The following is a 25,051-nucleotide window of genomic DNA, read 5'->3' on the forward strand; positions in this document are numbered from 1 at the left end:
CCGCCCCGCCGCGTCACTGGTGGTGCTCGTTCTCCCAACGGGGAAACGGATCGGGGAACCGCGCCCAGGCCCGGGGGCCGGCGAGCAGCTCCTCCGGGGTGAGGAGGCAGCGGTCGAGGACCCGCGTGAGCTCGTCGCGGTCGAGGTCGGTGCCGAAGAAGGCGAGCTCTTGACCGATGGGGGCGTCGGGGTCCCAGGAGCGCATGCTCGTCGGGTCCAGTGCGACGATGTCGCCGGCGATCGACCACGACCCGACGCGGTCGGGACGGGTGGCCAGGCGGACGAGCCCCCGTGAGCGCAGGATGCGTCCGACTCGCGCGGGAACGAGCTCCGTGACGATCGCGTCGTTCAAGCGTCCGGGGTGGAAGGGAAGAGGATCGCGGAACAGGTGACTGCGCACCCGCCCCGGGTCACCGTCCCGAACGGACGCGTTCCCGGTGAGCACGCGCTGCCATCCGAGGCTCGACGCCAGCCGGTGCGCGTGGCCCGGACTCAGGCGAGCAGGACGGCACCGGCGCCTCTCGAGATCGGAGGGCGCGAGGATCTCTGCCGACGGCGCCATCGCTCGCAGCAGATCCGTCGCCTCGCCGTCGACCGCTCCACTGTCCGCGTCGGTCAGGACGATGACGTCCGTGAATTCGAGCCGGCCCGCCAGTCTCTCCGCCGCGTCGAAGTCGACCTCGGCGCTCGTCGAGGTGGTCGCAGCCGGCCGCCCGAGAAGAACGCGTGCCACCTCGGCGAGGGAGGTGACCGCGACGACCTCGAGAATGCCGATGCGGGTGTCCGCCGGGTGACGCTGCTCGCAGAGGCGCTCGAGGACGAGGCCCACCTCCCACGGATCCGCGGCGGGGTCCAGGGCGAGGACGACGACGCCGGTCTCGCCGTCGTCCGCCCGGCGGGCGAGTTCATCGAACAGCTCACCGGCGAACGCCGCGCTGTCGGCTTCAGGGCGTGCGAAGACCCAGTCCGTGTTCTGCACCGCGCGACCGGCGAGCGCTGCAGCGATCGAGGCGCCGTCACCGCCGTCCGTGGCGCTGACGAGCGTGACGGCGAGGACGGGGACGCGATGCGGCGTCGAGAAGGGCTCCATGACGAGCTACTCTATCGAGAACCATTCTCAACAGTAGGAGGAGATCCCGTGAAAGTACGGAACTCGTTGAAGTCGATGAAGGCGATGCCCGGGTCGCAGGTCGTCCGACGCCGCGGTCGCGTCTTCGTGATCAACAAGCTGAACCCGCGCTTCAAGGCCCGCCAGGGCTGACCCAGCGCGCAGAGAGGGCGCCGTCTCGAAGGACGGCGCCCCTCGGTGCTCGCGGAGCGGGCCGCTCAGTGCTCGTGGAGTGGGCCGCTCAGTGCTCGTCGTAGTGGCCGGCGTGCTCGGCGTGCTTGTGACCGTCGTGGACGAAGTCGACGTGGTCGTCGTGACCCACGCTCTCGTGGCCGCAGTCGGCGCCGTGCGCGTGGTCGGTGACCGTGTGCTCGGCCTGCGACTCGTGCTCGTCGTAGTGATCGTCGTGCAGCGCGTGGTGATGGGTGCCGTGCACGTAGTCGACGTGGTCGCCGTGCGGGACGGCCTGATGGCCGCAGTCGTCACCGTGCTGGTGCTCGGTGACGGCGTGCTCGGCGTGGATGTCGGTGGTGCTCATGGCGCTGCCTCTCGTGATGTCTGGACGACGCCGGAACCGGAGTCCGCGTCTGCAGCCAGTCGACCACACGCATAAATCAATTGCAATACGTCTCTATTATTGAGACCGATGATCATGATCGCGGCCGGGGGCTCAGTCCTCGAGAGCGTGGCGCACAGCGTCGTCGACGATGTGCGTGACGTGAGTGTCGGCGACGGAGTAGTACGCCTCTCGACCGATCCGGTCGACGGCGACGAGGCCGGCGGCACGCAGTGTGCGCAGGTGCTGGGAGACGAGCGGCTGCGAGAGCCCGGTCCTCTCGGCGAGGTGTCCGACCGTCGACCGCTCCTCGGCCAGCGTCCGCAGCAGGCGCAGCCGCGACGCGGAGGAGAGGACTTTGAACAGCTCGGCCGCGGGTCCGAGATCCTCGCTCATCTGCTCATCTAAGCGGATGTGCATGCGATGCGTCGCTCGCCGCGCGCCGCCTACGATGGACCGCGATGACGATCGAGCGGGCTCCGGCCCCTGCCCGCAGCGCTCCGCGCCTCGGTCGGCGACTGACAGGAGGGCTCGCGCTGGTCGCCGCGGCAGTGGCCGTGCGCGTCCTCTCCCCCGACTCGACCGGCGATGCTCTGTCGGACGCGGTGCGCGACTTCCTGACGCTCTCGATCAGCGTCGTCATCGAGTCGCTGCCGTTCGTGTTCCTCGGCATCGTGCTCTCGATCGCCGTGCAGCTGTGGGTGCCCGAGGCGGTGCTCGTCAGGATCCTGCCGAAGCGCGCTCTGCCGCGCCGGATGGTGATCTCGCTGCTCGGCGTGCTCCTCCCGGTCTGCGAGTGCGGCAACGTGCCGCTCGCCCGCGGACTGATCGTGAAGGGGTTGTCGGTCTCGGAGTCGATGACGTTCCTGCTCGCCGCGCCGATCGTGAATCCGATCACGATCATCACGACCTACCAGGCGTTCGGCTGGGCCGACGGGATCCTCGTCTGGCGGATCGTCGGCGGCTTCGTCATCGCCAATCTCGTCGGCTGGATCTTCAGCCGCCACAGCGACCCGATGGCGCTGCTGACCGACCGGTTCCGCGCGGCGTGCGAGGCGGGCGAGCGGCCGTCGCGCTCCCTGCGCGACCGCGCGCGCCGCAGCGTGCTGCTCTTCGCCGAGGAGACCGGCGCGATGATGCCCGCCCTCTTCGTCGGCGCCGCGCTCGCCGGTCTCATCCAGGTCGGCGTCTCGCGCGACGTGCTGACCGCGCTCGGCGGCGATCCGCTCTGGTCGGTGCTCGCCATGATGGTGCTCGCCTTCGTCATCTCGATCTGCTCGAACGTCGACGCGTTCTTCGTCCTCTCCTTCGGATCGACCTTCCTGCCGGGAGGCATCATCGCGTTCCTGGTGTTCGGGCCGATGATCGACATCAAGATGCTCGCGCTGCTGCGCACCACCTTCTCGGTGCAGACGCTCGCGCGCGTGACGGTGCTGGTGGGCCTCGCCTCCGCGGTGCTCGGGTTGGCGGTCAACTATGCGCTCTGAACGTCTGCTGACCCGGTGGAAGGGGATCGCGCTGAGCCTCATCGGCGTGGTCTCGACGCTCTGGCTCGCCGCGACCGGACGCCTCGGCCTCTACATCCACCCCCGCTACTTCGAGTTCTCGGTGGTGCTCGCGGTGCTGGCCGCGATCCTGCTGCTGCTCGCTCTCGCGATCGTGCCGGGTGCCGACGACGAGGATCCGCACGGGGGCGTCGAGGAGGCGGACGCCCACGGTCATCTGCACGACCATGCGCCTGGCCGGCCCTGGCGCGCGCGGCTCGCGGTCGTCGCCTCGGTCGCGGTCATCGCCTCCGCGGCCGTCGCGCTGCTCGTGGTGCCGCCCTCGTCGCTCACCGCGTCGACCGCGACGCAGCGCGAGGTGAACACGAGCGCCGTCGACGCCTCGGCCGCCGTGGCCGCACCCACCGGAGACACCGCCGACTTCAGCGTGCGCGATTGGGCGACGCTGCTGCGCCAGGGCGCGAGCGAGCAGTTCCTCGCGGGGCGGACGGCCACCGTCAGCGGATTCGTCACGCCCGACGCCTCCGACCCCGAGAACGTCTTCTACATCGCCCGCTTCATCGTCACCTGCTGCGCCGTGGACGCGCAGCCTGTCGGCGTGCCGATCCATCAGCCCGATTGGGCGTCGATCTACACCGAGGGCGAGTGGCTGGAGGCGACCGGCGGTTTCGGCGCGAACCCTAGCGTCACGAGCGCCGAGACGGTCGTGCTCGAGCCCGACTCGGTCGTCCCGATCGACGAGCCCGCGATGCCCTATGTCTACTGACGAGGGGGCGGCCGGAGCCGGGACCCGGTACCAGGGCCGCGACGAGCGCCGCTCCCGGCCCGAGCAGCGCACGTCGCGAGCGTTCGCGCGCACCTTCTGGGGCGCGACGACCGCTCTCGTGCTGGCGGTCGGCGCACTCACCGCCGCGACGATCGGGCAGGGCCCGAGGGTCACCGCGGTCGAGGTGAGCCGCGACGGAGTCGTCGAGCGCGACGGCGGCCGCGTCAGGATCCACTTCGACCAGCCGCTCGAGCCGGACGCCCTCGATCGCGTGCGGGTCGCCCCCGAGACACCGCACACCGCCGAGCTCGACGGGGGTGTGCTGACCGTCACGTTCGCCGACACCCTCCGCTACGCCACCACCTACGACATCTCGATCGACAGGGCCCGCGGCGTCACGACAGCCTCCGCGGCCGAGGTCAGCGCCTCCTTCACGACCAAGAACCCCGACCTCTTCACACTCGACCGGACCCCCGATCCAGCCGAGCCGGACTCGATCCGGGTGCGCCCTCTCGCGGGAGGCGAGGCCCGCGTCGTCGCGACCGCCGACCGCATCCAGGACTACGTCGTCGTCGGTCCGGTGCTCGTGATGGCGACACTCGAACCCGACGACACGACCCTCCTCCGCACGGTCGCGCTCGACACCGGCTCGGAGGGGGTCATCCCGCTGCCCGGCCGGGGAGTCGTGCGCGAGCTGCACGCGTCTCCCGAGAAGGGCGTGCTCGGATGGACCTTCAGCGGGAACACCCCGACCGGGCCCCTCGACAGAGCGCTCTACTCCTACGACCTCACCGACCAGAAGAGCGAGGCGGTGGCGGTCACCGGCATCGACGGCGGGCCGCTGCGCGCCCGCGACTGGCTCGTCGTACCGGGGACCACCTCTGCGGTCACCCACTCGCCCGACGACACCGTGCTGCTGATCGACCTGCTGAACCCCGATTCGATCAGCCCGCTCGGGCAGCACGCCGAGCTGCGCGGCTTCGTCCCGGGAGCGAACGCCCTCGTGGTGGCTGATCCCGAGTCCGGGTCGCTGATCGACCTCGCCGACGGGTCGGTCGAGACGCTCGCGCTGCCCACTGCCGATGTCGCGCCGACCGCCTCGCCGGTGCAGGTGGTGCTGCTCGACTCCGGCAGCTACCTCGAACTCGAGGCGGAGTACACGGCCGCCGACGGCACGACGCAGTACTCCGTGGTGCGCGTCGATGCCTCGGGGACGACCGAGGTCTTCCGGACGTCGCCGACAGGACGCATCCGCAGCATCTGCCTCTCACCCAACGGGCAGTTCGTCGCCGTGCAGGCGGTGTCGGAGGAGGGGGTGGCCGACGGGTACCCGGACGTCCCGGGCTTCAGCGCCACCTCGACCGTGCTGGTCGACCTCGACAGCGGCGACACGACCCGCAGCGTCAACGGGATCTCGCGCGACTGGTGCGCCTGAGCCGCGTCCGCCACCGTCGCCCTCGGATCGCGCCGGCCGGCGCAGGTGGCGTCCCGCGCCGCGTGCTCACGCCCGTGACCAGTCGATCGCGTCGAACAGCGCCCGCAGCGCGGCACCGCGCGCCGGATTCACCGCCGCCACCCACGCGATCCGCCCGAGCAGGTGCGCGCCGAAGTCGGGCACACCCGCGCGGTTCTGCCCCGCCGGGCCGTGCGCGACGCAGTTGTGCAGGATCGCGTGCAGCCGGTCGACGTCGGCGCGCCGCACGTTCGGGTGCGCGTTGACCACGACTCCGGTGACGCTCTGCCGCACCGACGCCGAGCGGAGGCGCGTCTTGCGCGGGTTCACGGCGTACCCCGCGTCCGCGACGATCCGCTCGGCGCCGCGGGCGAACGCCTCCGCCCGCCGCGCGAAGCGCTCGCCGCCGCTGAACGCGAGGTCGTCGGCGTAGCGCGTGTAGCGGGCGCCCGCCGCCTCGGCGTACCCGGTGAGCCGTGCATCGAGCCGCCGCAGCGCGAGGTTCGCGAGCGCCGGCGAGGTCGGCGCGCCCTGCGGCAGGTGCGGCAGGGTCAGCGACCGGCGCAGCGCCGCGCGCTCGTCGACGTCGCCGCCCGCGGGCATCCTCCGCAGCACCGCGACGGGCACCGCGTGGGTGCAGAGCCCCGTGAGCGCGTAGGCGACCGCCTCCGTCATCCCCTCACCGCGGAGCAGCCCGAACACGCGCGGCGCCGTCACCTGCGCGAAGAACCGCTGCAGATCGAGCGTCACCACCATCGCCGCGCCCGTGTGCACCCGCGCACCGGTGACGGCGCTGCGCCCGGGCACGAAGCCGTGCGCCGCCGCGTGCACCGGCGCGAGTCCGACGATCTCGTCGAGCACACCCCGCTGCACCGCCTTCAGCCGGGATCGCGGCACCTCGAGCAGCCTCGGCGTGCGGCCCGGCCGCTCCCGCCAGACGTGGTCGTAGTGCTGCACGGCGCCCTCGGAGGCGCGCCGGTTCCAGCCGCCGAGGTCCGCGAATCCGTCGAGCTGCGCGGGAGTGACCTGCAGGAGGCGCGCGAGGTCGTCGCGCCCGTCGATCAGCGGCACCGGGGAGGCGCTGGGGACCGCCCGCGCCGCGACCGGCGCGAGGTGCGCGACCACCGGCTGGGCCCGCTCCGGCAGCAGCCCCGCGATGCAGCGCGCGAGCTCCCGGGGCGCGTCGAGCGGCGGATGCGGGAACGCGACGAGCACCCCCGTCACGAGCGGTCCCAGCCAGCGGCGGCGAGCGCCGAGGGAGTCGGCGGCCGCCACGCGCAGCGAATCGCGCGTCCACTCCGCCCCGAGGAACGCGTGTGCGAGCGCCTCGACGAGCACGTCCCGACCCTGCACAGCGGCACCTCCCCCCGGAGTCGCCGTCCAGCCTAGGCTGAGGTCGACCGCTCCCTTCGGGCGAGGCGGACGGGGCGCGCGTCGCACCGTCCTCTCCGGGGTCACCCCGGGGCACGCAGACCGACCAGGCATCACGCCGCAGGCAACCGCCCGCGCTCCGCGCGGCTCACAGCCCGCACTTCTCGACAGGTCGCCCGAAGTGGGGCGGTCGCCGTTGCGCAAGGGGTCGAGCCGAAACCCACCTCTCTGAGTCATTCGACATAGCCTGGGCGCAGTCGCTCCACCTGACCACCCTTGACCCCGGTGACGGAGCCCTCACAGGCGACGCATCCGAGAAGAGGACCGCGATGAACGAACGGCGCGATTCCGTCCCCGTCGAGGAGTGGTCACCGGTCTTCTCGGGATCGGTCGACGCGGTGCCCCGCGAGACGCTCGAGGCCGCCGTCCGGATCCTCCGCCTCCTCCCCGGGATCGAGCGCGTGACCCTCTCGAGTCCGCACGGGCCGATCGGCGTCGAGCGCCGCTCCTCCGCCACCGCCTGGCAGGCCGCGGACCGCACGGCGATGGCGCTGCTGGCCTCGTCGGCCGATGTGACGGGGATCGTCGCGTACCCCTACGACCCGCGCGACGGTCTGCGGATGGCGACGCCCTCGTACCCGTTCCTCACCCGCGACGGAGGCGTTCCCGCCGCGATCAGCGCGTCCGAGAGCCTCGGCGAGATCACTCCGGCCGAGGCGGCGCGGCGGCGGGACCTGCACCAGAGCCGCGTCGATGCGGAGGATCCGCTGCAGACCCTCTGGGACGCGGAGGAGTCGCACTCCGCCGACCCGCGCGCCTGACGCGCCGGACCCCTGCGCCGAGACTCCGAGAGTTGTCGCACTCGGCATCCAGTGCGACGACTCCTGCGTTCTCGACGCGCGGAGAGGCGTGCGGGACCTGCGACATGTGCAAGACTGTTCATATGAACAAGCGTTCAGAGGAGCGGTAGCCATGGGCGCAGGACACTCGCACGGAGTCGGCGGCCACGCCGGATCCGCGGCCTCGCGTCATCGGCGCCCCCTCGTCATCGCCTTCGCCCTGACCGCGGCCTACATGATTGTCGAGTTCGTCGTCGGCTTCAGCACCGGCTCCCTCGCGCTCATCTCGGACGCCGCGCACATGGGCACCGACGTCCTCGCGCTCGGCATGTCGATCGCCGCGATCTCGCTCGCCGCCCGCCCCGCCGCGAAGGGCCGCACCTACGGCTCCTACCGCCTCGAAGTGCTCGCCGCCCTCGCCAACGGCCTGCTCCTCTTCGCCGTCGCCGGCTTCGTGATCGTGGAGGCGGTGCGCCGCTTCGCCGAGCCGCCCGCGGTCCCCGGCCTCCCCCTCCTGATCACCGCCGTCGTCGGCCTGCTGATCAACCTGATCAGCTTCCGCCTGCTGTCGGCCGGCGCGAAGGAGAGCATCACCCTCCGCGGAGCCTCGCTCGAGGTGCTGGGCGACGCGCTCGGCTCGGTCGGCGTCATCGTCGCCGCGATCCTGCTCCTCACGACCGGCTGGGCCTGGGCCGACCCGATCGTGGGCGTGCTGATCGGGCTGCTGATCCTGCCGCGCACCTGGTCGCTGACCCGCCAGGCGCTCGGCATCCTGATGGAGTCGGCTCCCCCGCACATCGACCTCGCGGCGGTCGAGCGCGACGTCTGCGCGGTGCCCGGCGTGCTGGCGCTGCACGATCTGCACGTCTGGACGATCACCTCCGGCATGGAGAGCGCGAGCGGCCACATCGTGGTCGCCCCCGACGCCGACTACCGCACGGCGCTCGCCTCGGTGCTGGCGGTTCTGCGGGAGGATCATGGCATCGACCACGCGACCATCCAGTGCGAGCCGGAGGAGTTCCCGGAGCAGACGCACCGGGTCTGAGGCGCCGCGCCGCCTCCCCACCGCCGTCCCTTCTCGTCCGCCGTTCGCTCTCAGCCCCCTCGCCCCGTCCACCCTCGCCTCCGGAGCCGTCATGCCAGCCGACACCCCCCACCGCCACGGCGACCCGGCGCGCTCCGAGCTCCCGTCCGGGCTCCCGTCCGACGCCGTGATCGCCGACCTGGCCGACGTCTTCGGGCTGCTCGGCGACCCGGGGCGGATGCGGATCCTGCTCGCGCTGCTCGGCGGCCCCCTCCGGGTGAACGAGCTCTCGGACCGCAGCGGACTCAGCCCGTCCGCGACCTCGCACGCCCTGCGCCTCCTGCGCTCGCACCGCGTCGTGGAGGCGCACCGCGAGGGCCGCACCGCCGAGTACGCCCTCGCCGACGAGCACGTCCGCGACTTCCTCGAGCTCGGCCTGGCCCACGTCGGCCACACCGTCCTCGTGCACACCGTCGCCACTCCCGACGCGACCCCGGAGGCGTGCGACCCGCCCGCGCACCCCTGACCCGCCCCGCCCTCCACTCCTCGAAAGTTGTCGTACTCGATCGCCCAGTACGACAACTCCTGCGTTCTCGGCCGGGCGCTCGTCCGGAGGCGCACTGGATTCAGCGCACCCCGCGCGCGCCTTCCGCTTGTTGACGTGAACATGTAAGGTCGGCCCCCTGAGCGTGTTCACGTGAACACACTCGACTTTCACAGGCGAAAGAGAGAACGCATCAATGTCGATGTCCGCGAGAAGACCGTCCTCGAGAAGACTCGCCGCGCTCGCCACGAGCGCCGCCCTGGCCGCCGGAGCACTGCTCGCCGTCCCGGCCGCCGCCCCCGCTCAGGCGGCCGACGCGTTCCGGATCACGCCCAACCCCGCCACCGCCGGCGAGGCCTACGAGGGCTGGGGCACCAGCCTCGTCTGGTTCGCCAACGCGACCGGCAACTACCCCGAGGCCCTCCGCGAGGAGCTCTACCAGAAGGTGTTCGGCGAGGACGGCCTCGACCTCAACATCGCGCGCTACAACATCGGCGGCGGCAACGCCTCCGACGTGAAGGACTACCTGCGCCCCGGCGGCGCGGTCGAGGGCTGGTGGAAGCCGGACACGACCGGCGCCCAGTACAGCGGCACCACCACGAACTACGCCGACCGCGCGGCCCTGCTCGCGAAGTGGAACGCCGACGACCCCGCCTCCTACGACTGGACCGCCGATGAGACGCAGCGCTGGTGGGTCGAGAAGCTCGCCGCCGAGCAGCAGATCTCGCACTGGGAGGCGTTCGCCAACTCCGCCCCCTACTTCATGACCGAGAGCGGTTACGTCTCCGGAGGCTTCACCGCCACGAGCGAGCAGCTCAAGCCCGCCGCCGAGCAGCAGTTCGCGAAGTACCTCGTGAACGTCACCGAGCACATGGAGGACGAGTACGGCATCGAGTTCGACACGCTCGACCCCTTCAACGAGCCGAACACCAACTACTGGGGCACGCAGCTCACCAACGGCGTCCCCACCGGCGGACGGCAGGAGGGCATGCACATGGGCCCCACTCGCCAGACCGACCTGATCCCCGACGTCACCGCCGCGCTCGACGCCTCCACCACCGATGCCGGCATCGCCGCGATGGATGAGACCAACCCCAGCATCTTCAAGACGAACTGGGCCGCCTACTCCCCCGAGATCCGCGCCCAGGTCGACCGGATGAACGTGCACACCTACGGCACCTCCGACCGCCTCGCCGTCCGCGACCTCTCGAAGCAGGCCGACACCGACCTCTGGATGAGCGAGATCGAGGGCAACTGGGTCCAGGGCTACAACCCCGTCAACATCGAGAACGGCCTCGGCATCGCCGGACGCATCCACGACGACCTGCGCGAGCTCGAGCCGAAGGCCTGGGTGCTCTGGCAGCCGGTCGAGGACCTCTACAACATGAGCCCGAAGGGCGAGAACCTCAACTGGGGCTCGATCTTCATCGACCTCGACTGCAAGCCGTACCAGGAGGCGGGCGCCGAGGTCTGGAAGTCGGCCCGCCGCGTCGCCGACGCCGGGGGCGACTCCACGAAGGCCCCGGTCTGCGGCGTCGAGACCAACTCGAAGTTCAACACGATCCGCAACTTCACGAAGTTCATCCACGAGGGCGACCGCCTGATGTCGGTGAACGACACCGCCAGCACCGCCGCCGTCCGCGCCGACGGCACGGGCGCCACGGTCGTGCACACCAACAGCGCCGCGACCTCGCAGACGATCACGCTCGACCTCTCGCGCTTCGGCACCATCGCCGACGGCGCGACGGTCACCCCCTACGTCACGACCCAGGCCTCCTCGGCCGCCGCGCCCACCGGCAACGCGCTCGTGCAGAAGTCGGCGGTCGTCATCGACAGGGAGGCGCGCACCGCGACGGTCACCGTGCCCGCCAAGTCGGTCACCACCTTCGCGATCGACGGAGTATCGGGTGTCGCCGACTCCGCCCCCGCCCTGCGCGACGGACACCACTACCAGCTGGTCGGCTCGCAGAGCGGCAAGGCCCTGACCGCGACGACGACCGGAGCCGCGACGACGATCACGACGCTCGCCACCGACTCCGCCGCCGCCGCGAAGCAGAACTGGACGGTGCACGAGGTGCCGGCCGGCGAGCGCGAGGCGACCCGCCGCGTGGTGCTGCAGACCACCGACGGACGCGTCCTCGGCGCGACCACCGCCGGGACCGACCTGCGTTCGGTCTCGGTCGACTCCGCCAAGACCACCGCCGCGACGCGCTGGATCGTCAACTCGACCGACGGCGTGAGCTTCACCCTCGTCAACGAGTCGATCGCCCAGTCGCTCGACGTCAACGGCCAGTCGAGCGCCGAGAACACCGCGGTCGGCGTCTACGGGTCCAACGGCGGAGCGAACCAGTCGTGGACCCTGCGCGATCTGGCCCCGGCCGCGTCGCAGACGGTCGCCGTCCGCACGACCGTGGGCGTCGCTCCGGCCCTGCCCGCCTCGGTGACCCCGCAGTACTCGTGGGGCGCCGGCTCGCCGATCGCCGTCACCTGGCAGCGTCCCGCCGACTCGGCCTACGCCACCGCCGGGCGCGTCGACGTGAAGGGCACCGCGACCGACCTGTTCGGCCAGTCGATCCCCGTCACCGCGCTCGTCGACGTCGGTGGACTCACCGCCGCCGACCCGGTCTCGATCACCGTCGCCTCCGGAGCGAGCGTCGCCGGAGTGAAGGCCGCCGCGCCCAGCGCCGTGCCCGCCCGCGTCGGCGCCTCGACCAGCACCTTCGCGGTGCCGGTCACCTGGGACTGGACGCCGCTCACCACGGCCGCCCTCGCCCAGCCCGGCTCCGTGACGATCTCGGGCACCGCGACCGCCGACGGCGCCACCCTGCCGGCCACCCTCACGGTGCTCGTCACCGCGGGCACGCTCCGCAACTTCAACCCCGATGCGGGCATCGTCGCCACCGCGACGTCGGCCGAGTCGGGCTTCGGTCCGGAGCGCACCCGCAACGGCGTCGACGGCGACAAGGGCTGGTCGAACTGGGTCAGCGGCACGAAGGCCGCGCAGAGCACCCTGACCTACACCTTCCCCGCGGCGCGTCAGGTGCAGCAGGCGTCGGTGCAGTTCCAGCGCGACGGAGGCACCAGCTGGGCGCAGAGCTACCAGCTGCAGTACCAGGGTGCCGACGGAGGCGCGTGGACCTCGGTCCCCGGCTACGAGTCGGCGGTCGCGCTGGCCTCGCCCGCCGACGGCACTGCTCCGATGATCTCGGTCACGTTCGCCCCGGTCACGGCCAAGGCGTTCCGCGTCGTGATGAACGCCTACGCGAACACGCACCTCATCGTGTCCGAGGTGAAGCTGTTCGAGTCGGTCGCGTCGCCCGCCGCGGTCAGCTCCCTCGGGGCGCTGCGCGTGAACGGAGTCGGCGTCGCCGGCTTCGACCCCGCCCGCACCTCGTACGCGGTGACCCTCGAGGGCACGACGATGCCGGTGATCACCGCGGTGGCCACCGATTCGGCGGCCCGGGTGCGCGTCACTCAGCCGACCAGCGCGAACGGCGGAGTCGCCTCCATCGCCGTCACCGCGGCCGACGGCTCGGCGACCACCACGACGACGGTGACGGTGACGCTGAAGCAGCCCGCCGCCCTCGCCGTCGCGGTCACCGCGACGACCCGCTGCATCGCCGGCAAGGTGACGCTCACGGTGACGGCGCAGAACAACGCGGCCGTGCCGGTGTCGATGACGATCGCCTCCGCCTACGGGTCGAAGGAGTTCACCGGAGTCGCCCCCGGCAAGAACGCCAGCGCCGCCTTCTCGACGCGCGCCGCCTCGGTGCCCGCCGGCGAGGCGACCGTCACCGCGACGGGAACCGTCGACGGCACGGCCGTCACCACGGTGATCCCCGCCGCGTACACCGCGCGCAGCTGCAACTGACGCTGTGCGCCTCGTGACCGCCTCCGCCCTCCGGGCCGGGGGCGGTCACGTCGTTGCGGAGGTGTGTGAAGAATTCAGGACGGATGTCCCGAGACGTCGCCCGACCCGCCGCGGTCGGCCATCGGGAAGGGATCCATCCTGAGTTGTCGACGGCCCCAGCACTGCGGCTAGCGTCGGAGTATGCAGGCCTCCGCCGTCGATGAAAGGGACTCGCGCTGGGAGCGGCACGACGCCCGCTACCGTCTCTACACCTTCGATGCCGGAGGGGTCACCAGCACCGTCGACATCATCGATGCCGCACTGCAGGACGCCCTCTGGTCCGGTGAGGTCGCCGGCCGCTCAGGTCTGCTCTGGTCTCTCGCGCTCGTCATCGACGACACGATGCTGGGCCGCGGTCTCGTCTGGATGTCGGGAATGGACTATCACGACCGCCCGTCCTCCCCCGCCGAGTGGCGCGCCCGCGCCGAGATGCAGGACCGGTACCTGAGCACCGCGCCGAAGCCCGAGGGCTCACCGGCGCTCCCCGGCGGGAAGCGCGTCATCCGGCTCTTCTGCGACCACGGAGCCGAGTGGCCGCTCTGGGAGAGCTTCACAGCCGAGTACAACCGGACGCCCGATGAACTGGGCCTCAGCGAGCCTCTCGGTGATCGCCTCCATGCCTGGGTCTCCGAGCACCGCGACGCGAGTGGTGGAGGTGACCACGTCGCCGAGGGATGGCGCCTGCACGCACTGCTGCAGGACGAAGTCGGCTCCTTCGCCGAAGTGCGCCCGGACTTCTCTCTCTGAGCCCTGGACCCTCCGCGTCAGTGCGCCTCGACAGGCTCGCCGCGCTTGAGCAGCCGCGAGACGCCCGTGATCACGGCGACGACGATCAGCCCGAGCACGAGCCCGAACACCATCGAGACGGCGGTGTCCGCGAGCCACACCACGATCGGGCCGGCACCCTCCACCGCGTGCGTCACAACGTGCACGACGTCCTCGGGCGCGTGCCAGAACGTCTCGGCCAGGTTCGAGATCACGAGGTGACCGCCGACCCAGAGCATGGCGAGCGTGCCGATGATGCTGATGCCGCGGAAGACGGCGGGCATCGACGCGACGATGCGCGCACCGGTGCGGCGGACTCCGCGCGCCGCGTTCTTCATCAGGCGAAGGCCCACGTCGTCGATCTTCACGAGCAGGGCGACGGCTCCGTAGACGAGCAGCGTCATCCCGAGGCCCACCACCGCGAGCGCGCCGAGCGTGCCGCCGAAACCGAGGTCGGTGTCGAGGCCGTCGAGCGCGATGAGCATGATCTCGGTGCTCAGGATGAGGTCGGTGCGGATGGCCCCGAAGACGAGCTTCTTCTCGTCCCGCGACTCCGTCTCACCGGCCTGGTGGTGCATCCCGAACCACTCCATCACCTTCTCGGCGCCCTCGAAGCAGAGGAACGTGCCGCCGATGATCAGCAGGTACGGCAGCACCCAGGGCGCGAACGACGAGAGCAGCAGCGCCAGCGGGATGATGATGACGAACTTGTTGAAGAGGCTGCCGAGCGCGATCCTCCACACCACGGGCAGCTCACGCGCGGGGGTGAGCCCCTGCACGTACTGCGGAGTGACGGCCGCGTCGTCGATGACGACACCCGCCGTCTTCGCGCTCGCCTTCAGAGCGGCGGTGAGGATGTCATCGACAACCGCGAGCAGGCCGACCGACATGTTCGTCTCCTTGTATTCGTCCGGGTGAGAGGGCTCACAGTATCGCGGGCGCGTGGCTTCACCGGTGCGGGGCCCGGCCTGCGGGCGTGCAGGGATCTCGGGCTGCGGGCTCGATCAGGAGGGAGGGTCGACGCCCGTCATGACTCTCGTGCCGCCCTGCCCTGCCCGAGCCTGCTGGTCGAGCGGCCCGCGGGTTGTTCCTCCACAGCCCCTCCGGGGCGCGGGTCGTCCCGTTCTGGCGCACTTGCCGGGTCGGTGTCGGTGCTCCCCGCTTCACTGTTCGTATGGCAGTTGCAGCAGATGAACGACCGGCGGAGGCGTCACTCGACGCGATCCGCGAGGGCGCCGATGACGTCGGCCGGCTCGCCCGGAACGCGTCCCGAGACCTCCTCGCTGCCGCCGAGCGGCTCTACGAGGTGTACCGGGCCGCGCTCTCGATCCCGCTCGCGTTCGCGCGCGGTGGCCTGTCGAGCAGCGAGTCCCACGATCTCGTCGAGCGCTCGATCCGCGCCGAGCTCGCGGTCGGATCGGGGGTGTCGGAGCGGGAGCTGTCCCGCGAGCTCGAACGCGCTCATCTGCTGGTCGAAGACCTGCCGTCGACCCGGGCGGCTCTCGCGGCCGCACGCATCCGGTGGCGGGCGGCCGAGGTGATCTGCTCGGTCGCCGCACTGCTGCCGAAGGAGTCGCTCCCCGAGTTCGACGAACGCGCCGCGGAGCTGGCGCTCTCGACGACCCCGACGCAGCTGCGACGCGCCGTCGACCGCCTCCGCGACGAGCTGCACGACGAGCCCCTCGAGAAGCGGCACGCGCACGCCATGGAGGACCGCGGCGTGTGGCTGACGCCGGAGATCGACGGGATGGCGACCCTGTCCGCGTACCTTCCGGCGCCGGTCGCGGTCGGCGTGTACAACCGCCTCGACCGGATCGCGCGGGCCCTCCGCGACGGCGACGGTACTGACGGAGACGAGCGGACCCTCGCGCAGCTGCGCGCCGATGCGCTCACCGATCTGCTCTGCGACGGCGACATCGCCGGCACCACCCCGGTCAGCGACGGCACGGAGGCTCCGCCGACCTTCGTCCCCGGAATCCGCGCGGACGTGCGGCTGACGCTGGCTGCGAGCACCGCCGCCGGTCTCGACGATGCACTCGCCGACCTCGACGGCTTCGGGGCGATCCCTGCCGCTGTCGCTCGAGAACTCGTCGGCGTCGCCGCCACGTTCACCCGCGTCCTCACAGACCGCGACACCGGCACCGTCACCTCCGTCGGACGCACACACCGCGTCCCACCACCGCAGATGCGCCTCCACCTGCAGCTGCGAGATCAGACCTGCCGCTTCCCCGGCTGCACCCGACCCGCCTCCACCACCGAAGCCGACCACACGATCGAGTGGCGCAACGGAGGTGACACCTCCCTCCACAATCTCGCCTCGCTCTGCACCGCCCACCACCACGTCCGCCACGGCGACCGCTGGACCTATCGCCTCCATCCCGACGGGACAGCCGACTGGACCACCCCCACCTGCCGCCACGTCACCGCCCGACCACCTGCACTCCCCGGACGCCCGCCCGCACCACCTCCACGCTTCGACGACGCCACGCCGTCGTTCGGAGCGCCAAGAAAAGGCCCCCGGTCAGGCTCCTCCTCCGCCTGAGCGAGCAGGCCCACTGGGAAGGCCCCCGCTGCAAGCCTGCTGGTCGAGTAGCCGCCGGCGGCGGTGTAGTGAGACCCCGCCTCCATCAGCGGCTCCTTGCCGCCCTCTTCCCTCGCCACCGAGACGCGAAGCGGCCCGTCACTCCGTCGCCGCGTCGTACACCGCCAGCAGCCGGTCGAGGAACGCGAGCACCGTCGCCCGCTCGCCCTCGTCGAGGCTCGCGACCAGATACTCGACGCCCTCGATCAGCGGCGCCACTCGCTCCTGCGCCAGCGCCGCCGAGCTCTCGGACGCGGTGACGACGAGCTTCCGCCCGTCGAACGGGTGCCGGTCGCGCCGCACGTGGCCCGCCGCCTCGAGCCGGTTGAGCACCAGCGTGGTGGCGGCCGTCGAGATGTCGAGCCTCCGCGCGAGCTCGGTCGGTGTCAGCGGTCCCGCCCCGAGCAGGTGCGTCATCGCTCCGAGCCCGACCGGGTCCACCGCGAGCGTCCGCGAGAGCGAGCGCTCGAAGTCGCGCTGCCGCTCCGTCACCTGGCGCACCCGGGTGCGGATGCCGTGGTCGTCAGAGGCGGCGGTGTCGGTCATCCCGCCAGAGTACCCGTGTATATTGCCAATCTCATTGATTATCAACGGAGGCGACAATGCCGCGCATCCTCATCTCCGGCGCCAGCATCGCCGGGCCCGCCCTCGCGTTCTGGCTGCAGCGCTACGGCTGCGAGACGACGATCGTCGAGCGGGCTCCCGAGCTGCGCCCCGGCGGGCAGAACGTCGACGTCCGCGGCGCCGGCCGCGAGGTCGCCCGCCGCATGGGCATCGAGGACGACATCCGCGCCGCCACGACCGGCGAGGTCGGCACCCGCTTCATCGGCCGCCACGGGCAGACGCTCGCCGAGTTCCCGGCCGGCACCTCCGACTCCGGAGGCGCGACCGCCGAGCTCGAGATCCTGCGCGGCGATCTCGCCCGGCTCCTCGTCGACCGTACCGCCGAGACCACCGAGTACCGCTTCGGCGACCGCATCACCGCCCTCGACGATGACGGCGACGGCGTCACCGCCTCCTTCGAGACCGCCCCCGACGAGCGCTTCGACCTGGTGATCGCCGCAGACGGCATCGGGTCGAGCACCCGCCGCCTCGTCTTCGGCGACGAGCCCGAGATCCGCTCGCTCGGCCTCGAGACCTCCTACGCGACCCTCCCACGCACCGCCGCCGACGACGACTGGTGGCGCTGGTACACCGCCGACCGCGGGCGCAGCATCACCCTCCGCCCCGACTCGCACGGCACCCTGCGCGTCGCGCTCTCGTACCTGACCGAGCGCAGCGCCGAGCGCCGCTCCGTCGACGAGCAGCGGACCAGACTGCGCGAGGTCTTCGCCGACGCGGGCTGGGAGGCGCCGCGCGTCCTCGCGGGCATCGACGCCTCCGACGACCTCTACTTCGAGTCGATCGGCCAGGTGCACGCACCGCGCTGGTCGAGCGGACGCGTGGCGCTCGTCGGCGACGCGGCCTACTGCGCCTCGCCCGTCAGCGGGATGGGCACGAGCCTCTCGATCGCGGGCGCCTACGTCCTCGCCGGCGAGCTCGCGGCGCACGTCGACCACCGCGACGCCCTCGCCGGCTACGAGCGCCGGATGCGTCCGTACGTCGACCAGGCGCAGAAGCTGCCGCCGGGCACCCCGCGCCTGGCCCACCCCGTGTCGCGGCCCGGAGTCACCGCCTTCGGCCTCGCCGTGAAGCTGGGGGCCTCGCCGCTCGGCTCACGGCTGGCCGCGCGCTTCGCGACTCCGCCGGCCGACGCGATCGACCTGCCCGACTACTCCCACCTGGAGCGCTGAGCGCGCCCGTCAGCCCTGCCGGCGACGGTGCAGCAGGTTCGCGACCGCGGAGGCGACCACCAGGATCGCGGCGCACCACCCGAGCGCGATCCACAGCGACGCCTCCGCCTCCCGGCCCGCCAGGAGCCGGCGCAGGGCGTCGACGATCGCCGTCACCGGCTGGTTCTCGGCGAAGAAGCGCACCGGACCGGGCATCCCCTCGGTCGGCACGAAGGCCGAGCTGACGAACGGCAGCAGGATCAGCGGGTACGAGAAGGCGCTCGCTCCATCGACCGTCTTCGCGCTCAGCCCCGCGATCACCGCGACCCAGGTCAGGGCGAGCGTGAAGAGGAGGAGCACTCCCGCCACTCCCAGCCACGCGAGCAGCCCCGCGGAGGAGCGGAACCCGATCACGAGCGCCACCAGCACGACCACGACGAGCGAGATCGCGTTCGCGACGACCGAGGTGAGCACCTGCGCCCAGAGCACCGACGAGCGGGCGATCGGCAGCGTGTGCAGGCGGTCGAAGAAGCCGCTCTGCAGATCGAGGAACAACCGGTACGCGGTGTACGAGATGCCGGAGGCGATCGTGATCAGCAGGATGCCCGGCAGAAGGTAGTCGACGTACGAGCCCGGCGCGCCGCCGGCGTCGACCGCGCCGCCGAAGACGTAGACGAAGAGCAGCAGCAGCGCGATCGGCATCAGCGCCGTCGTGACGACGGTGTCGGGGCTGCGGAGGATGTGCCGGAGCGAGCGCCCGGTCAGCACGGCCGTGTCGCCGAGGGCGGACGAGCGCGTCTGCACGGTCATCGCGACTCCCCCTCCCGGCGGGCCGGCCCGGTCAAGGCCAGGAACACGTCCTCGAGCGTCGGCCGCTTCTCGACGAGCACCGTCTCGACGGGCGGCAGCAGCCGCTGCAGCTCCTCGAGCGTGCCGCCGTGCACGATCCGCCCCTCGTGCAGGATCGCGATGCGGTCGGCGAGGCGCTCGGCCTCGTCGAGGTACTGGGTGGTGAGCAGGATCGTGGTGCCCTGCCTCGCCAGCTGCTCGACCGCCTCCCACACCTCGAGCCGTGCCGAGGGGTCGAGCCCGGTCGTCGGCTCGTCGAGCAGGATCACGTCGGGGTCGCCGACGAGGCTCATCGCCAGATCGAGGCGAGCCGCCCGCCCGCCTCGGTCAGCGAGAACCGAGCTAGAAGTCGGTCGGCGACGCCGCCCGGGTCGGCGAGGTGCCGGAGGCGCGCGATGAGCACGAGGTTCTCGCGCCCGCTCAGCCGCTCGTCGACCGCGGTGAACTGACCCGTCGAGCTGATCGACGCACGGACCGCGGCGGGATCGGCGACGACGTCGGCCCCGGCGACGACCGCCGTGCCTCCGTCGGGCCGCAGCAGCGTCGAGAGGATGCGCATCACCGTCGTCTTGCCCGCCCCGTTCGAGCCGAGCAGGGCGACGATGCTCCCGCGGTCGACCTCGAGGTCGACTCCGCGCAGCACCTCGACGGCGCCGAACGACGTGCGGAGCCCCGCCAGCCGGATCACCGGCTCGCTCATCGGGGGCCGCCGTCGGCCTGGCTCGCCACGGCGCGGTCGACCGCGTCGGTCAGCCGGGCTCGCTCCTTGCCGATCCACGACCCCTCGGGGTAGTTGCGGAGGAAGGCCTCCGCGAACTCGACCGGGTCCTCGCCCACGAGGCTGCGGATCGGGGTGCCCGCCGCGGCGGCCTCCTCGACCACGTCGGCGAGGTCGTCGAGCAGGGCGAGCAGGTGCTCGGGCCTCGACGACGCGAAGTAGTAGACGTAGTGCTCCACCGCCTCGAGCACCGAGCGGTACTCGGCGGGCAGCCTCTTCGTGCGGGCGGCGAACGCCCGGTACCTCTTCTTGTCTCCCAGGTCGCCGATGAGCTTCTCGATCAGCATGGCCGTCCTCCTTCGTCGCGGAGCTGCTCCAGTCGTTCTGCGAGGAAGCTCCAGGTCCTCCAGAACTCGTCGAGGTAGTCGCGACCCCGGGCGTTGAGCGAGTACACCTTGCGGGGCGGGCCCTTCTCGGACGGCACCTTCTCGACGTCGACGAGGTCGCGCTGCTCGATCCGCACGAGCAGCGCGTAGACGGTGCCCTCGGCGATGTCGGCGAAGCCGTCGTCGCGCAGCTTCGCGGTGATCTCGTACCCGTAGGCCGAGCGCGTCGCGAGGATCGCGAGCACGATGCCCTCGAGCGTGCCCTTGAGCATCTCGGTCGCCTGCTTGCCCACGTGCCGCCTCCGGTCGTACTCAGTGTCACTAGCTACTGGTAGATAGTAACGCTGAGTACCGGCTGCGGCAAGGGTCGCCGAGGAGGCACCGGGCGCGCGAACGGCCCGGTGCGGCGAGGCGCGTCAGCCGCGCGCCGGCCCCGTGCTCTCGCGCACGACGAGCCCCGTCGGGATGAGCGAGACGCCCGAGCGCTCGCCCGACTCGAGCTCGCGCAGCAGGGTGTCGACCGAGCGCCGCCCCGTGTCGCCGAAGAACTGCCGCACCGTGGTGAGCGGCGGCCAGAAGCTCGCCGACTCCTCCATGTCGTCGAAGCCGACCACGCTCACGTCTCCCGGCACCGCGCGCCCCGCCTCGTGCAGCGCCCGCAGCACGCCGAGGGCCATCTGGTCGTTCGCGGCGAAGATCGCGGTCACCGAGGGGTCCGCGGCCAGCGTCCGGCCGAGGCGGTATCCGGAGGCGCTCGACCAGTCGCCGACGAGGACCTCGGGCACCGGGGCGCCCGCCGCCCGCAGCGTCGACTCCCAGGTCTCGCGGCGGCGCTCGGCCGAGTACGAGCGCTCGGGGCCGGCGATGTGCCAGACGGTCCGGTGCCCCAGCTCGAGCAGGTGCTCGACGGCCTGCCGCGCGCCCGACACCTGGTCGGTGTCGACGACCGGGTACCTGTCGCCTCCGGCCGAGTCCACGACGACCACCGGCAACTCGGGCGGCAGCACGATGTCGGTCTCGTCGAGCAGGTGCGCCTCGACGACGATGATCACGCCGTCGACCGCCTCCTCGCTCAATCGGTGGAAGGCGACCGAGACCTCGCCCTGCGTCGGGTGCGGGACGGGGATGAGGGTGATGGAGTAGCCCGCATCCGCTGCCGCGATCGCGATCGCATCGAGAGTGCGCATGTTGCCGAAGGACGACAGCGTGAACATGATCACGCCGATGCTGTGGAAGCGGCCGGTCCGCAGGGCCCGGGCGGCGCTGTTGGGCCGGTAGCCGAGGGCCCGCATCGCCTCGAGCACGCGTTCGCGGGTCTCGGTGTCGACGTTCTGCCTGCCGTTCGACACGCGCGAGACCGTCTGGCCCGAGACGCCGGCGCGGCGCGCGACGTCCGCCATGGACACGCCGCGGCGGCGCGGGACTGCGGCGTTCGTCTCGATGGCCATGGCCCCTTTATAGCGCGTCGCACAACATAGTGGTCGGCGCGGCGCCGGTCGCGGATGTTGACGTCATCATGCTACGGTGACGTTCTGCCATGTTGACGTGAACATGGTGCCCCTCCCGAACGGAATCCCAGATGACGACGACGTCTCCCCCTGTGCCGCTGAGCGAGGTCTCCCCGCCCGCGGATCCCCTCGCCGTCCCGCGCTCGCGTGCGAAGAGCGAGTGGAAGGGCCTCGCCTTCGTGGCGCCCTTCCTGGTCGTGTTCGTGCTGGTCTTCATCGCGCCGGTCGTCTACTCGATCTACCTCAGCCTGTTCCGCGAGCAGCTCGTCGGCGGCAACGCCTTCGTCGGCCTGCAGAACTACATCACCCTGTTCGGCGACTCCAACTTCTGGGAGGGCTTCGGACGCGTCCTGCTCTTCCTGGTCGTCCAGGTCCCGATCATGCTGGTCCTCGCGCTGGTCGCGGCCCTCGCGATCGACAGCGGGCGCCTGCACGGCACCGGCTTCTTCCGCATCGTCGTCTTCCTCCCCTACGCGGTGCCCGCCGTGGTGGCCGTCCTGATGTGGGGCTTCATCTACGGCGACAACTTCGGTCTCGCCGCCAACGTCAACGACCTGCTCGGCTCCGACGTCGTCCAGCCGTTCTCGCGCGACTGGATCCTCGCCTCCATCGGCAACATCGTCACGTGGGAGTTCGTGGGCTACAACATGCTCATCTTCTACTCCGCGCTGAAGACGATCCCCGGCGAGCTCTACGAGGCCGCCGAGATCGACGGTGCGGGCCCGATGCGCGTCATCACCGCGATCAAGCTGCCTGCCCTGCGCGGCGCGATCGTCATCGCCACGATCTTCTCGATCATCGGCAGCTTCCAGCTGTTCAACGAGCCCAACATCCTCCGGACGCTGGCGCCGAACATCATCACCACCTACTTCACACCGAACATGTACGCCTACAACCTGTCCTTCGCCGGTCAGCAGTACAACGCGTCCGCCACCGTCGCGATCGTCATGGGAGTGATCACCGCCGTGATCGCCTACGTCGTTCAGCTCCGTGGCTCGCGGAAGGAGAACTGATGGCCCTCGCGACCGCACCCCGCGCCTCCGCGCCCCAGCGCGCCTCCGCACCGAAGAGCACGCCCCGCCGCGGCTCCTCGGTCCAGCCGAGGAAGTCGATCGCCTTCACCCTCCTGATGTCGGCGTTCATCCTCTACAGCCTCGTCCCGCTGGCCTGGCTGGTCATCAACGCCACGAAGACGCAGGCGGGCCTGTTCTCGAGCTTCGGCCTCTGGTTCGACGGCGACTTCGTGTTCTTCCAGAACATCGCCGAGACGCTGACCTACCGCGACGGCATCTTCCTCCGCTGGCTCGGCAACACCCTCCTCTACGTCGTGGTCGGGGCCGGAGGCGCGACGCTGCTCGCCACGCTCGCCGGCTACGGTCTCGCGAAGTTCCGCTTCGCCGGCCGCAAGGCGGTCTTCGCGGTCGTCCTCGGCGCGATCGCCGTCCCCGGCACCGCACTCGCCGTCCCGACGTTCCTGATGTTCAGCCAGCTCGGCCTCACCAACACCCCGTGGGCGATCATCATCCCCTCGCTGATCAGCCCCTTCGGGCTGTACCTGGTGTGGGTCTACGCCGTCGAGTCGGTGCCCACCGAGCTGCTCGAAGCGGCGCGGATGGACGGAGCGGGCGAGTTCCGCACCTTCTTCACCATCTCGATCCGCCTGCTCGCCCCCGGCATCGTGACGGTGCTGCTGTTCTCGGTCGTCGCGACCTGGAACAACTACTTCCTGCCGCTGATCATGCTGAGCGACCCCTCCTGGTACCCGCTGACGGTGGGCCTCAACCAGTGGAACGCGCAGGCCACCGGCGTCAGCGCGCAGCCGATCTACAACCTCGTGATCACGGGCTCCCTGCTCACGATCATCCCCATCGTCGTCGCCTTCCTCGGACTCCAGCGCTTCTGGCAGTCCGGGCTGAGCGCCGGAAGCGTCAAGGGCTGAGGCCCTCCTCCCCCGCGTCGGAGCGTCCTGCCCCGCACCACCCACAGCACGAAGAAGTGAAGGGAACACACCCATGAAGATCGCCCGCTCCGCCCTCCGGCGGACCCTGACGGTCGTGGCGGCCGCGGCACTCACCGCCGGCTCGCTCGCCGCCTGCTCCTCCGACTCCGGAGGCGGCGCCGCAGCCGGATCCGGCACCGCCGCCGACCTCGACGCCGCCCTCGAGGCCGGCGGCACGATCACCTACTGGAGCTGGACGCCGAGCGCCGAGGCCCAGGTCGCCGCGTTCGAGAAGGCCTACCCGAAGGTCGACGTCGAGCTGGTCAACGCCGGCACGAACAAGGACGAGTACACCAAGCTCGAGAACGCTCTCAAGGCCGGCTCGGGCGCCCCCGACGTCGTGCAGATCGAGTACTACGCCATGCCGCAGTTCGCGCTGTCGGACTCGCTGCTCGACCTCTCGCAGTACGGCATGGGCGACCTCGAGGACAAGTACTCCGCGTCCACCTGGGGCAGCGTCACCATCGACGGCAAGCTCGTCGGCCTCCCCCAGGACTCGGGCCCCATGGCGCTGTTCTACAACAAGACGGTCTTCGACCAGTACGGCATCGCGGTCCCGACCACCTGGGACGAGTACGTCGCTGCGGCCGAGAAGCTGCACACCGCCGACCCGTCGAAGTACATCACCGCCGACACCGGCGACGCCGGCTTCGCGACCAGCATGATCTGGCAGGCGGGCGGCGAGCCGTTCAGCACCGACGGCACAGACATCACCGTGAACCTCGAGGACGAGGGCACCAAGAAGTGGACCGGCGTCTGGAACCAGCTCGTCGAGGGCGGCCTCCTCTCCGACACCCCCGGCTGGGGCGACGAGTGGTACAAGGGCCTCGGTGACGGCTCGATCGCGTCGCTGATCACCGGCGCGTGGATGCCCGGCGTCCTCGAGTCCAGCGTCCCCGACGCCTCCGGAGACTGGGCCGTCGCGCCCATCCCGACCTACGACGGCACCGCCGTCAGCGCCGAGAACGGCGGAGGCGGCCAGTCGGTCACCTCGCAGAGCGAGAACCCGGCGCTGGCCGCCGCGTTCCTGCGCTGGCTGAACAGCGACCAGGCCTCGGTGGACGTGTTCCTCGAGAGCGGCGGATTCCCGGCGACCTCGGCCGACCTCAGCGACCCCGACTTCACCGGCGCCGAGTCCGAGTACTTCGGCGGTCAGAAGATCAACGAGGTGCTGACCCAGGCCTCGAAGGACGTCCGCTCCGGCTGGTCGTACCTGCCCTACCAGGTCTACGCGAACAGCGTGTTCGGCGATACCGTCGGCCAGGCGTACGCCAACCAGACCAGCCTCGACGACGGCCTCGCGGCCTGGCAGAGCCAGCTCGTCGAGTACGGCAACGCTCAGGGCTTCACGGTCTCCGAGTAGCACTCACGTCGACGAGGCCGGCCGGATCCGCTCC

The 25,051-nt window shown here is 71.3% G+C and carries 24 protein-coding genes and 1 pseudogene; 14 read left to right on the forward strand and 11 right to left on the reverse strand.

Annotation, left to right across the window (positions count from 1 at the left end; all coding sequences use genetic code 11):
* Positions 1-13: 13 nt before the first annotated feature.
* Positions 14-1,090, reverse strand: coding sequence for a GTP-binding protein (locus ASG06_RS05100; protein ID WP_056039372.1), 1,077 nt, complete (start codon positions 1,088-1,090; stop codon positions 14-16).
* 48 nt (positions 1,091-1,138) lie between these two features.
* On the opposite strand from ASG06_RS05100, the gene ykgO reads away from it, so the two are divergent.
* Positions 1,139-1,261, forward strand: coding sequence for a type B 50S ribosomal protein L36 (ykgO, locus tag ASG06_RS05105; RefSeq protein ID WP_056039375.1), 123 nt, complete (start codon positions 1,139-1,141; stop codon positions 1,259-1,261).
* An 88-nt stretch (positions 1,262-1,349) separates the two neighbouring features.
* On the opposite strand, the gene ASG06_RS20450 is transcribed toward ykgO, so the two are convergent.
* Together ASG06_RS20450 and ASG06_RS05115 are read right to left on the reverse strand one after the other, a co-directional pair.
* Positions 1,350-1,646 (reverse strand): hypothetical protein, encoded by a 297-nt coding sequence (locus ASG06_RS20450; RefSeq protein WP_056039378.1) that lies wholly within the window; start codon positions 1,644-1,646, stop codon positions 1,350-1,352.
* 132 nt (positions 1,647-1,778) lie between these two features.
* On the reverse strand, positions 1,779-2,060 hold the full coding sequence (locus ASG06_RS05115; RefSeq protein ID WP_056039381.1) for an ArsR/SmtB family transcription factor: 282 nt from the start codon (positions 2,058-2,060) through the stop codon (positions 1,779-1,781).
* A 65-nt stretch (positions 2,061-2,125) separates the two neighbouring features.
* Between ASG06_RS05115 and ASG06_RS05120 the strand changes: the two genes are divergently transcribed.
* Genes ASG06_RS05120 through ASG06_RS05130 form a run of 3 tightly spaced genes read left to right on the forward strand, consistent with a single transcriptional unit; the run spans position 2,126 to position 5,370 of the window.
* Entirely contained in the window at positions 2,126-3,151 is a 1,026-nt protein-coding gene (locus ASG06_RS05120) for a permease (protein ID WP_056039384.1), read from the forward strand.
* A complete protein-coding gene (locus ASG06_RS05125) occupies positions 3,141-3,935 on the forward strand; it encodes a TIGR03943 family putative permease subunit (RefSeq protein WP_056039386.1) in 795 nt (264 codons plus the stop codon). The genes ASG06_RS05120 and ASG06_RS05125 overlap by 11 nt, the downstream gene beginning before the upstream one ends.
* A complete protein-coding gene (locus ASG06_RS05130; RefSeq protein WP_056039389.1) occupies positions 3,925-5,370 on the forward strand; it encodes a hypothetical protein in 1,446 nt (481 codons plus the stop codon). Before ASG06_RS05125 ends, ASG06_RS05130 begins: the two co-directional genes overlap by 11 nt.
* A 66-nt stretch (positions 5,371-5,436) precedes the next feature.
* Here the strand turns inward: ASG06_RS05130 and ASG06_RS05135 are convergent, their stop codons facing one another.
* The gene (locus tag ASG06_RS05135) at positions 5,437-6,741 is read right to left on the reverse strand and encodes a reverse transcriptase family protein (protein WP_056039392.1); all 1,305 of its coding nucleotides are present in this window, start codon (positions 6,739-6,741) and stop codon (positions 5,437-5,439) included.
* Positions 6,742-7,088: 347 nt separating this feature from the next.
* Between ASG06_RS05135 and ASG06_RS05140 the strand changes: the two genes are divergently transcribed.
* The 5 genes from ASG06_RS05140 to ASG06_RS05160 all read left to right on the forward strand — a co-directional run bounded on the left by ASG06_RS05140 (position 7,089) and on the right by ASG06_RS05160 (position 13,823).
* Positions 7,089-7,580, forward strand: a complete 492-nt coding sequence (locus tag ASG06_RS05140) for a hypothetical protein (protein WP_056039395.1) — start codon at positions 7,089-7,091, stop codon at positions 7,578-7,580.
* A gap of 151 nt (positions 7,581-7,731) precedes the next feature.
* Positions 7,732-8,643 (forward strand): cation diffusion facilitator family transporter, encoded by a 912-nt coding sequence (locus ASG06_RS05145; protein ID WP_056039397.1) that lies wholly within the window; start codon positions 7,732-7,734, stop codon positions 8,641-8,643.
* A 91-nt stretch (positions 8,644-8,734) separates the two neighbouring features.
* Positions 8,735-9,148 carry an ArsR/SmtB family transcription factor gene (locus ASG06_RS05150; protein ID WP_056039400.1) on the forward strand — a complete coding sequence of 138 codons (414 nt, stop codon included), beginning with the start codon at positions 8,735-8,737 and terminating at the stop codon, positions 9,146-9,148.
* A gap of 214 nt (positions 9,149-9,362) precedes the next feature.
* Positions 9,363-13,037: a glycoside hydrolase gene (locus tag ASG06_RS05155; protein ID WP_056039404.1), complete on the forward strand. Its 3,675-nt coding sequence runs from the start codon at positions 9,363-9,365 to the stop codon at positions 13,035-13,037.
* A gap of 180 nt (positions 13,038-13,217) precedes the next feature.
* The gene (locus ASG06_RS05160) at positions 13,218-13,823 is read left to right on the forward strand and encodes a hypothetical protein (RefSeq protein WP_056039407.1); all 606 of its coding nucleotides are present in this window, start codon (positions 13,218-13,220) and stop codon (positions 13,821-13,823) included.
* A 17-nt stretch (positions 13,824-13,840) separates the two neighbouring features.
* On the opposite strand, the gene ASG06_RS05165 is transcribed toward ASG06_RS05160, so the two are convergent.
* Complete coding sequence (locus ASG06_RS05165) at positions 13,841-14,731, reverse strand: DUF808 domain-containing protein (RefSeq protein ID WP_056039410.1); 891 nt, start codon at positions 14,729-14,731, stop codon at positions 13,841-13,843.
* A gap of 284 nt (positions 14,732-15,015) precedes the next feature.
* Between ASG06_RS05165 and ASG06_RS05170 the strand changes: the two genes are divergently transcribed.
* The gene (locus ASG06_RS05170; RefSeq protein ID WP_056039413.1) at positions 15,016-16,383 is read left to right on the forward strand and encodes an HNH endonuclease signature motif containing protein; all 1,368 of its coding nucleotides are present in this window, start codon (positions 15,016-15,018) and stop codon (positions 16,381-16,383) included.
* Positions 16,384-16,521: 138 nt separating this feature from the next.
* On the opposite strand, the gene ASG06_RS05175 is transcribed toward ASG06_RS05170, so the two are convergent.
* A complete protein-coding gene (locus ASG06_RS05175) occupies positions 16,522-16,968 on the reverse strand; it encodes a MarR family winged helix-turn-helix transcriptional regulator (RefSeq protein ID WP_056039417.1) in 447 nt (148 codons plus the stop codon).
* Between the two features lie 56 nt (positions 16,969-17,024).
* Here ASG06_RS05175 and ASG06_RS05180 point away from each other — a divergent pair, with 56 nt between their 5' ends.
* On the forward strand, positions 17,025-18,215 hold the full coding sequence (locus ASG06_RS05180; RefSeq protein WP_056039420.1) for an FAD-dependent monooxygenase: 1,191 nt from the start codon (positions 17,025-17,027) through the stop codon (positions 18,213-18,215).
* A 9-nt stretch (positions 18,216-18,224) separates the two neighbouring features.
* Here the strand turns inward: ASG06_RS05180 and ASG06_RS05185 are convergent, their stop codons facing one another.
* The 5 genes and pseudogenes from ASG06_RS05185 to ASG06_RS05205 form a co-directional block, all read right to left on the reverse strand.
* Positions 18,225-19,004 carry an ABC transporter permease gene (locus tag ASG06_RS05185; RefSeq protein WP_056039423.1) on the reverse strand — a complete coding sequence of 260 codons (780 nt, stop codon included), beginning with the start codon at positions 19,002-19,004 and terminating at the stop codon, positions 18,225-18,227.
* A pseudogene (locus tag ASG06_RS05190) lies at positions 19,001-19,743 on the reverse strand (ABC transporter ATP-binding protein). Before ASG06_RS05190 ends, ASG06_RS05185 begins: the two are co-directional and overlap by 4 nt.
* Positions 19,740-20,108 (reverse strand): DUF1048 domain-containing protein, encoded by a 369-nt coding sequence (locus tag ASG06_RS05195; protein WP_056039428.1) that lies wholly within the window; start codon positions 20,106-20,108, stop codon positions 19,740-19,742. The pseudogene ASG06_RS05190 and the gene ASG06_RS05195 overlap by 4 nt, the downstream one beginning before the upstream one ends.
* Complete coding sequence (locus ASG06_RS05200; protein WP_056039432.1) at positions 20,102-20,440, reverse strand: PadR family transcriptional regulator; 339 nt, start codon at positions 20,438-20,440, stop codon at positions 20,102-20,104. The genes ASG06_RS05195 and ASG06_RS05200 overlap by 7 nt, the downstream gene beginning before the upstream one ends.
* 123 nt (positions 20,441-20,563) lie before the next feature.
* A complete protein-coding gene (locus ASG06_RS05205; RefSeq protein ID WP_056039436.1) occupies positions 20,564-21,595 on the reverse strand; it encodes a LacI family DNA-binding transcriptional regulator in 1,032 nt (343 codons plus the stop codon).
* Positions 21,596-21,726: 131 nt separating this feature from the next.
* Here ASG06_RS05205 and ASG06_RS05210 point away from each other — a divergent pair, with 131 nt between their 5' ends.
* The 3 genes from ASG06_RS05210 (at position 21,727) to ASG06_RS05220 (ending at position 25,017) form a co-directional block, all read left to right on the forward strand.
* Positions 21,727-22,668 carry a carbohydrate ABC transporter permease gene (locus ASG06_RS05210; RefSeq protein WP_056039439.1) on the forward strand — a complete coding sequence of 314 codons (942 nt, stop codon included), beginning with the start codon at positions 21,727-21,729 and terminating at the stop codon, positions 22,666-22,668.
* Positions 22,668-23,594: a carbohydrate ABC transporter permease gene (locus ASG06_RS05215; protein WP_056039444.1), complete on the forward strand. Its 927-nt coding sequence runs from the start codon at positions 22,668-22,670 to the stop codon at positions 23,592-23,594. Before ASG06_RS05210 ends, ASG06_RS05215 begins: the two co-directional genes overlap by 1 nt.
* A 73-nt stretch (positions 23,595-23,667) precedes the next feature.
* Positions 23,668-25,017, forward strand: coding sequence for an ABC transporter substrate-binding protein (locus tag ASG06_RS05220; protein ID WP_056039447.1), 1,350 nt, complete (start codon positions 23,668-23,670; stop codon positions 25,015-25,017).
* The last annotated feature ends 34 nt before the right edge of the window (positions 25,018-25,051 follow it).

The organism is Rathayibacter sp. Leaf185 (assembly GCF_001423885.1).
Lineage (GTDB): Bacteria > Actinomycetota > Actinomycetes > Actinomycetales > Microbacteriaceae > Rathayibacter.